This is a genomic window from Piscibacillus halophilus (assembly GCF_900110685.1).
Lineage (GTDB): Bacteria > Bacillota > Bacilli > Bacillales > Alkalibacillaceae > Piscibacillus > Piscibacillus halophilus.
This window is the reverse complement of record NZ_FOES01000064.1, coordinates 1-8,882: the sequence shown is the minus strand read 5'-3', so window position 1 is coordinate 8,882 and position 8,882 is coordinate 1. Positions and strand designations below refer to the sequence as shown.

Genomic DNA, 8,882 nt, shown 5'->3' with positions numbered 1-8,882 from the left:
GGATCTCCCCAATAAAATGTGCTTATAGCTCCCTTTAACGTACAATTTCTGTTACTTATGCCGTTGGCTGCTTGCATTCCATTCGAATGCGCAAGTTAAAGTTGTCTAAATTTGGGCATCCATAACTTCGGCGTTTAATCGTTTTAATTAGATTATTTGTGCCTTCTAAAGGTGCATTAGTTATAGAATATTTAAAGTAATTTAATATTTCTTGTTTCCACTGTAATAAGGTTTTTACAATCTTCTGGATGTGACCTGTACCATCAAATAAGTAGTGTTGACAGTAATTTTCAAAACATTGTTTAGCCAAGTCATATTCTGTATGGTCGTAAAATTCTCTGAAATCTTGTAGGAATTGATAGAGTTTACTTAACTTAGGATTGGCTGATAGCCAATCATTTAAAGTTTCAATTTCGTCTTCTTTTAATTTTTCAGGTTTTGTCATAAGAAGTCTGCGTTGATGACGAATTTTCTTGTGGTTCGTAGCATAATTTTTATCTAATCTACGAGCATATTCTAAAGCTTTCGTGAAGAGTTGAATGACATGGAACTTATCTGCCACAATAGATGTTTCAGGCCAAACCTTCTGGACTGTCTTAGCCATGCCAGGTGCAAGGTCTGTTGAAACAACGTTTGGTGCAGAAAACGGGTATTGCTTAAGAGCCTCCTGGATCTTTTCACGGTCTTTTCCAGGTGAAGTTTGCCAAACATGGCCTGTATTTGCATCCATTAATGCAATGCTATATGAATGTCCTTTTTTATGAGCAAATTCATCCAAACATAAAGCTGATGGAGCATCATAATTTTCAGGATCAGCCATAACATCTTCTGCATATTGATAAAACCAATGAGCTACTGTCGATTCAGGTACCTGCATATCACGTGAAACATCTGCGAATGATTGCTTGATGCACTTCCTTGAAATCATTTGTTTAAAATGTGTCGTAACTGTGCCACGACAAGGTATTTCTGGAAATTGGACTGTCCAAGTGATGCCACAGTCCTCACAACGTTGCCGGTGCACTGGCACCTTAAGGTAAATTGTTTCTTCAGTAGATACCCAGGCGTGTTTCAATACACGATATTTATCACGAGCATGATTGGTACTTCTTTCAAAGCAGTATGGGCATACATAACATTGTTGAGCCTTAGGCTCAACACCTAAGATCCAACCATCAGAGACTGGTTCACCTTCATCATTTAAAACGAAATTTGTTAATTGAAGGATATCTGTAGTAAACTGTTTATACAAAGCAGATCTTCCTTTCTTATGTTGAGTTGTGGTTAACTTTAACGTTAAAGGAAGAATCTGCTTTTTTCAATGTCTGACACATTTCATTGTGGAGAATCATTAATAAGTATATTTATCAGATAATTGGATTATATGAGCAAGAAAAACCATTGATTGAGGATGAAAAATCAAAATTTATTGAGAAAGCCTTTTTCGAAGCTGCACCAGTCGGTGAAATAATATTAGATAAATTTGAATATGGATTGTCAAGCTTTCCAATAATTGGAGAGGAAGCATCCTTAACTAATCAAACTGATATCAATAAAATTTTTAGGTTATTAGATGATGAGCTTTATATAACGCTTGGTAAACTTACGACACAAAAATTAATCCCTAGTATTAGTTTGGATGGTATTCTTACAAATCACATGAGTATATTGGGTAACACAGGATCCGGAAAATCAACAACCATTAGGAAACTACTAAATGAGGTTGCTAATCTTAGGGATAATCCTGAAATCGACATTTCCAAAGCAAATTTTATTATTTTTGATGTTCATAATGAATATAGTGAATTACCTCAAGATTTAACGTATGTTGAAAAGGTTTCTGATATCTCTATTAGTATAGATAGTTTAATTTTGGATGACTGGCTTAATTTACTTCAACCTTCTGAAGCTACTCAAAAACCAGTATTATTAAATGCGTTAAAGTTAGCTAACCATCTTGAGACTAATAGTAGTGATGTTTGGTGGATTAGAGCATTTTGTGCGTTAGAATTATTCAAAAATCAATCAACTGATGCTGTTCCTAAAAGAGCCAAAATAATAGGATTATTAGAGGGAATAGACTCAAAAGAAATTAATGATTGTTTAGAGCATTATAATCCCCAATTTGGAAATTTCAGTGGTGAATATGATAAAACATTTAGGGATTCAATTAAGGATTATATTAAAGAGCAAACCAATTATGATTATGAAGAGATTCATCCATACTTAATAAGCTGTTTGGAAGAAACTGATTGTAAAGCTTTTTCTATAAAAGATCTAAAGTTGGCCATGGATTTAGTATTACTTTTAGAGGAATCAAAAGGTAATAATCAAATCAGGACATTCTGCTCTACTTTAATGACACGAATTGATAACCTAGAGGCAACATATTCTAATAATTTATTTTCTGAAAACATAGACAGGCAAGAAAAGATGAAAAAAATGTTAGAGAGCAATCATACCTTTACATTATTTGATTGCTCTTTCATGGAAGATGACGTTTTATTGTTTTTTACAAGTTATATATTAAGGAATATATTTAATGAACAATACAAACAAAAACAAGAAAAAGGTAGAATCAATAAAAGTTATAATTTTATATTTGATGAAGCCCACAAATATATTTCAGAGAAAAATGAGGATAATATTGTTGATTATTCAAAAATGTTTCAAACTATCGCAAAAGAAGGAAGAAAATTCGGGATTTTCTTAACTTTATCTAGTCAAAGGCCAGGGGAGTTATCCAAAACAGTTTTATCGCAATGTAATAACTTCATTTTGCATAGAATTCGTAATAATATTGATTTGGATCAGATGAGAAAAAGTATTCCATATTTAAATGATAGTCAACTTCATAGATTATCTTATTTACGAAAAGGGGTTGCATTAATAGTAGGTGACTCTTTTGCATTACCTATGGAGATAAATATAGATGGTGAACAATATGGAGAAATATCCAAGACATTTCTACCTTCTGAATTATGGAAAAAAGAAGAAATGAAAACTTTATCTACTCGATATCCTAAGGTTAAACAATACGATCCAGAGTTTGTTAAATAAAAATAAATATTGAAAAAACAAGATTAAAGATAATATTTTATTGTGACCAATATGTGACCACAACCATAATATTTAAGGAATTTATTTAAACATAGCTAAACATTATTAAACATGAAAAGACCTCCCGGGCCCAGTGGGCGAGGGAGGTCTAGTTAGGTTTGGCACCCTATGACTCCGAGTGGGCTCGAACCACCGACCTCCACCCTGTCAAGGTGGCGCTCTCCCAGCTGAGCTACGGAGTCGTATTGTTGAAATTTATTCAATTATAATCAATCGACAAATATAAATATAATAGTTTATACTGTAGTTGTCAATACTTTTTTGGTCGGAGGATTCTAAAATGATAGCAAGAGTTCTGACGTATTTATTAATCGGAGGGCTGTTAATTGCAGCAGTTGCTGTATCGGCTCCGCAGTACTTATATCACTTGTTCATCGTGTTCGGGATATTATTTGTGATAGGTACTGGTTATTTAGCTTTTGTTTATGCAAAACGAGTATTTGATCTGTTAAAACGTCTAAAAGAAGAGTAAATGTTAGTAAGCCACCTAATTTTAGGTGGCTTTTTTTGTTCATTTTAAACTACACCTCTCATATATTTTGTTGAAAACGTTAATAAATGGTAATAAGACGTTCAGATGGGAGATGGGTGGGTGTGAAGTTCATTAAGGCAGATGTGTTAAACGAGAAATTTGATGTTTATGGTAAGTTTTACGAAGTACATAAAGAAGGGCATGTGTTTCAATGTCGGAGTCTTGCCATAATAAAACGAAAGAATACGAAACAGAATCACTACGATGCTTTAATCATCATGTCGAATCCTGGGAGTTGTGAGCCTGAAAGACAGGGTGATTATATATATATTAGAGTAGCCAAAGACACTCAAACCATTAACCTCACTTTATCAAAATCAGACCCAACCCAGCATCAGATCATGAGACTGATGGAGTTAAGAGAATGGAATTTAGCTGCAGTGATTAATTTAAGTGACTTAAGATGTGGTAATATGAAAGGTTTTAAAGAGAAACTGTTATTATCCGATCAAAATGGATTTTATGAACATACCATTTTTTCTGCCGAAAGAGAAAAGGAATTAAATGGTTTAATAGAGAACCTTAAGAATGGGCCAATTATAGTTGGTTGGGGGACGAACAGGGTGAATGACCGTTTAATTGAACTAGTTCATGAAAAATTAGGTCGCAATATCGTCGGTTGGAAACATTCTCAATCCACATATTATTATCATCCGTGCCCTCACTTAATTAAAGACAGAGTGAAATGGCTTGCCATAGTTGATAACAAACTTTCTATAAAGGGGAAAAACATGAATATTAGATTACTAAACACAGATGAACAGCCACCAATGGAATTATTACTACTTGCCGACCCTTCCAAAAAAATTGTAGAAGAATACTTAAATAGGGGAAAATGTTTTATTGCTGAAAATGGTAAAGAAATAATTGGAGTCTATGTTCTACTTCCAACGAGACCCGAAACTGTTGAATTGATTAATGTTGCAGTGGCAGAAGAACATCATGGTAAGGGCATTGGGAAAAACTTAGTTTTGAATGCCATTGAAACAGCTAAAAGTCAAGGTTACAAGACTATTGAAATTGGAACTGGTAATTCAAGTATTAGCCAGCTTGCGTTGTACCAAAAATGTGGATTTAGAATATCTGAAATTGATACGGACTTTTTTATAAGACATTATGATGAAGAAATTTATGAAAATGGTATACGATGCAGGGATATGATTCGTTTATCTCAAGATTTATAGGAGGAGCTCGGTGATACTGAGTTCCTTTTTTTATTAGACCATAGTTTCACGGCTTTTCTTCATGTATAATAGATGAAAAATATTGTAAATATTCGGAATTTGAGGGAGTTAATTATATGACATTCGTTATGAAAATTATTTCTACTATTATACTTGCTCTAGGTGTTGCATTTGCTAGTTTAATGTTTGTAATTTATACGGCTTTAACTGTTTCGGTTGGGCGTCATATCTTAATCTTTCTCATTTTATTAGTGGCTATTGGAATTATTGTTTTTTGGACTTTAGGAATATTTAATAAAATCAATTTAAAAAAGTTAAGCATTTTCGCTGGAATTTATTTTGGAATCTGTCTGTTAATATTCGTAGGGCAACAGGGGTATGCATACTATCTAGATTCTTTGGAAGTCGTGAGCAATCAGGATGTAGATTTAAATGAGTATAAGCCATTTGTAAATGGAACGAAGGCAGTTGATTTAGAAGAAGAGGCGACGTTTCAGATTGAAGATGACTTGCCCGTAATTGATGGGGCGACGGCACTTTATCCGATTTACTCTAGTTTTGCTAGAGCGGTTTATCCAGAAGCGGATTATGATTTACATAATAGTGAAGTGATGGCGAATCAAACGACAGGAGCTTATGACCATTTACTGGATGGGCATGCTGATCTTATTTTTGCCGCTGGACCATCTGAACATCAGGAAAATAGGTTTGAAGAAAAAGGTAAAACGTTAGATCTAACACCAATTGGGAGAGAAGCGTTTGTCTTTTTCGTACATCCTGATAATCCTGTTGACTCACTAACCGTTGAAGAGATTCAGGGGATTTATTCTGCTGAGATTACGAATTGGCAAGAACTTGGAGGTAATGATGAAGAGATTCGTGCTTTCCAACGCCCAGAGGACAGTGGAAGTCAGACGACGCTACAGAAAATTATGGGAGATATCCCGTTAATGGAACCGCCGACGGATGATGTGGTTTCAGGAATGGGTGGCATCATTGAGGAAACCTCGACATATCGTAATCATAAAAATGCGATCGGTTTTTCATTTAGATTTTTTGCGAATGAAATGGTCGACCACGGTAAGATCAAGTTTTTAGAAATTGATGGTGTTGCGCCTAGTAAGGCATCTATCCGAGACGATTCTTATCCGTTTGCTTCTGAATTTTATGCGGTCAGCGCTGGAACGGAAAATGAGCATGTTCCTGGGTTTATTGAATGGATTTTGTCGGAACAAGGGCAGGAGATTATAGAAAAGGTTGGGTATGTGCCGGTTAGTGAATAGGGGGAGTCTATGAAAAATTCTCGTTTACAAAAGTTTTCGTTAGGTGTAGTTATTCTTCTGGGCCTATTGTTTTTTGTTTGGGCAAGTGGATGGGGAAGTTTGTGGATTAATGGAATTAGTCATGCCGCAAATAATACTGAAGATTTTTATCATCATCCGGTGCCTATTGATGGGGAATATACGGTTGAGATTGATTTAAGTGACCTTGATAGTAATGAAGGAAAAGTGCTTTATCGCGATGAAGACAGGCATATTTTTATATCAAAAGTCACGATGAATGATTCAGTCTATGAAGTGACATTTAGATCTTTTGGGACTTATGGTTTAAATAATGCGATGTTAGTGTCTGGTATTGAACATGGACAGAGTATGAATGGATATAAGAGTGAGCTTCAAGCAGAAGCACACGCATAATACAAAGGGGTTAGTTATGATTTAGACCCATCTGGTTCAACGGGATTAATTCATCGAGATGGAGATGAATTTAGCTTTTACTTGAATCCATCTGGCGAAATCGACCTCGATTTGAATGAAGAGCCTATCATTGAAGTGACGGTTTCAAATTTGGTGGCGAACTTATGGGTAGAAACACCTCAATAAAAAGTTCAGTTTGGGAGTACAAAATTACAATTTATGCCCTTAATTGAGCTGTTTTTTCATATGAAATTGTAATCGAACATGTAAGGTTATTTGTAATTCAAAATTGTATAACTAACTAATTGAGGGAATTTTAAGATGATTAATTTTATGCAGTAAAATAAGTAAAAGGACGTTATTCGACTAACTGGGTAGGTTTCTTGAATAAGGTAAATAAGTTGGAGGAGGGACTAGTGATAAAATGAGTGTTCTTTTTAGAGTCGAACTGTATGTAAAGGATATTGAGGAATCTTTAAATTTTTACCAAGACATTATCGGATTAGAGTTGTATGGGAGAGGTAAACGAGGTGCACGTTTTAACTATGATTGTTTCTCGTTGTTACTTACTTCTGAATCAGCATTAGGAGATAAACATTATTTTAACAATAAGGCAAAAAGTGATATTAAAGGAAATGGTTTTGAACTAATAATAGTTGTTGATGAATTGGAAAATGTGTACCAGCGATGTCTTGATAACAATTACCCAATTGAGGTTGAAGTGGAAAAATACCCTTGGGATATGAGAGGTTTTAAGGTCGCTGACCCAGATGGATATTTTATAAGGATTACTTCCGAATAATACTTGTGAAGACTTGTAGTTAAAGGGGGATTAAATGATGCAATGTAAAATAAAAAGATATGAAAACAAAGACGAGAAACATCTGTCCGACTTATTATATGTGTCTTTTGAAGATGAGTATTTGCTTAATGTTTTAAATAGTTCTAGATTAATTTTTGCTTACTCAGCTTTTTGTAATAACGAGTTAGTTGATATGATCTTTGCATGGACAAGTGATTTTCATCCATATTGTACCTACTTTCGAATATTAAGTAATCCAATTTATAAAAAGGCTAACATTGAAGAGAAATTACTAACTAAAGTTGAAGAACAAAAAGTGTTTAAATTTCCTTTACAAACTTCTATGTGGAAACTTCTGTAAATTTAAAACATGTTTATGAAGATAAAGGTTTTAAGGAAATCAGAAGAACATATATGCCTACTCTAAGTGTATCAGATGTTAATAAGGATATTCCTATGAGTACTGAAAAATATATCATTAAAACATTAAGAGATGTGTCAATGAATGAAGAATGGTTAAAAAAATTAACAAATTTAGTAAAAAACAATTATGAAAAAACACATTTAGTTAATCCAGTTGTGGGTGTAGATATAAAAAAATGGGAAAAGTTAATTTTAGCTGATGACATAATTCTAGATGGAAGTATTATTTACATAGATCAAGATAAAAAGGACGTTATAGCATACTCTTTTCTTCATCAATCGGAAAAGAGCGATACATATGAATTAGGCTGGTGTGGTGTTGAAGATAATTATAATAGAGAACTAATAACCCAGTTAACATTTCACCAAATATGTTATGCAGCTGATCACGGTGTTCAGTATATTGTGGGGGAATTCGATACAACAGATCACAATGCTATGGAAGTATTAAAAACCTTACCATTTCAACCAAGTCCTACTTTGATTACCTATCAAAAAAGTAATTTGGATTGATCCTTCTTAAGATAACTGGTGGGAGAGTTGAACATGGAGGTTTGCTCCTCAAATCTACTTAAGGACTGGGATTTAAATAAATTCTTTTTAATTTGGAGTGAGAAAAGTGTTTTCTATGTACATTTTTTCATCTTCTAGCGTCAATAAGACGTCTTTTATATGATCGTTTAAAAATTTCATCCACTCATTAACCAACTCAGTTTTTCCTCTTTTGACTCGAAATCTAGTTAATTCTATGTTCATGAATCTCTTGTGACCGTCAAGTAAAATTGAACACTTTTTGCTAATTAATTTTGTACACTTTCTTCCTCAAAAATGGAAGTTCTGTTCTTCATTCGATAACTATCTCCACTTAATTGAATCACCTCCGCTCGATGCACTATCCGATCAAGGACAGCCGTTGTTATGGCAGGATCACCTAGAAGTTCTCCCCAATCACTTGGACCTTTATTTGATGTTAATATGATGGAAGCTGAATTATATAAATCATTGATTAAGTGAAAAAAGAGATTAGCTTCTTTCTGATCCATAGCCATAAACATTAAATCATCAATAATCACAAGGTTCGAATCACGAAGGCGTTTCAATCTTATCTGTGATTTTCTAGTAAA

10 protein-coding genes, 1 tRNA gene and 1 pseudogene are annotated in these 8,882 nt (G+C 33.9%); 8 read left to right on the top strand and 4 right to left on the bottom strand.

Features of this window, described 5'->3' with window-relative positions; translation table 11 throughout:
* Nucleotides 1-55: 55 nt before the first annotated feature.
* Nucleotides 56-1,252, bottom strand: coding sequence for an ISL3 family transposase (locus tag BMY57_RS15380; RefSeq protein ID WP_091774713.1), 1,197 nt, complete (start codon nucleotides 1,250-1,252; stop codon nucleotides 56-58).
* 149 nt (nucleotides 1,253-1,401) lie between these two features.
* Between BMY57_RS15380 and BMY57_RS15375 the strand changes: the two genes are divergently transcribed.
* A complete protein-coding gene (locus tag BMY57_RS15375; RefSeq protein WP_177176406.1) occupies nucleotides 1,402-3,060 on the top strand; it encodes an ATP-binding protein in 1,659 nt (552 codons plus the stop codon).
* A gap of 169 nt (nucleotides 3,061-3,229) precedes the next feature.
* Here the strand turns inward: BMY57_RS15375 and BMY57_RS15370 are convergent.
* Nucleotides 3,230-3,302 (bottom strand) — tRNA-Val (locus BMY57_RS15370).
* Between the two features lie 98 nt (nucleotides 3,303-3,400).
* Here BMY57_RS15370 and BMY57_RS15365 point away from each other — a divergent pair.
* From BMY57_RS15365 to BMY57_RS16395, 7 genes are all read left to right on the top strand, one after another.
* On the top strand, nucleotides 3,401-3,592 hold the full coding sequence (locus BMY57_RS15365; protein ID WP_091776201.1) for a hypothetical protein: 192 nt from the start codon (nucleotides 3,401-3,403) through the stop codon (nucleotides 3,590-3,592).
* Between the two features lie 791 nt (nucleotides 3,593-4,383).
* Entirely contained in the window at nucleotides 4,384-4,836 is a 453-nt protein-coding gene (locus BMY57_RS15360) for a GNAT family N-acetyltransferase (RefSeq protein ID WP_091776209.1), read from the top strand.
* Between the two features lie 116 nt (nucleotides 4,837-4,952).
* Nucleotides 4,953-6,119 (top strand): PstS family phosphate ABC transporter substrate-binding protein, encoded by a 1,167-nt coding sequence (locus BMY57_RS15355; RefSeq protein ID WP_256205333.1) that lies wholly within the window; start codon nucleotides 4,953-4,955, stop codon nucleotides 6,117-6,119.
* Nucleotides 6,120-6,128: 9 nt separating this feature from the next.
* Complete coding sequence (locus tag BMY57_RS15350) at nucleotides 6,129-6,533, top strand: hypothetical protein (protein WP_091776198.1); 405 nt, start codon at nucleotides 6,129-6,131, stop codon at nucleotides 6,531-6,533.
* A gap of 424 nt (nucleotides 6,534-6,957) precedes the next feature.
* Nucleotides 6,958-7,335 (top strand): VOC family protein, encoded by a 378-nt coding sequence (locus BMY57_RS15345; protein WP_091776195.1) that lies wholly within the window; start codon nucleotides 6,958-6,960, stop codon nucleotides 7,333-7,335.
* Nucleotides 7,336-7,372: 37 nt separating this feature from the next.
* Nucleotides 7,373-7,696 (top strand): hypothetical protein, encoded by a 324-nt coding sequence (locus BMY57_RS16400; RefSeq protein WP_256205332.1) that lies wholly within the window; start codon nucleotides 7,373-7,375, stop codon nucleotides 7,694-7,696.
* Nucleotides 7,697-7,836: 140 nt separating this feature from the next.
* On the top strand, nucleotides 7,837-8,271 hold the full coding sequence (locus tag BMY57_RS16395; RefSeq protein WP_256205331.1) for a hypothetical protein: 435 nt from the start codon (nucleotides 7,837-7,839) through the stop codon (nucleotides 8,269-8,271).
* A gap of 102 nt (nucleotides 8,272-8,373) precedes the next feature.
* Here the strand turns inward: BMY57_RS16395 and BMY57_RS16390 are convergent.
* Nucleotides 8,374-8,514: pseudogene (locus BMY57_RS16390) on the bottom strand (DUF6176 family protein); the annotation flags it as partial.
* Between the two features lie 44 nt (nucleotides 8,515-8,558).
* The coding region (locus BMY57_RS15330) for an ATP-binding protein (protein WP_256205330.1) at nucleotides 8,559-8,882 on the bottom strand (324 nt) is incomplete at its 5' end.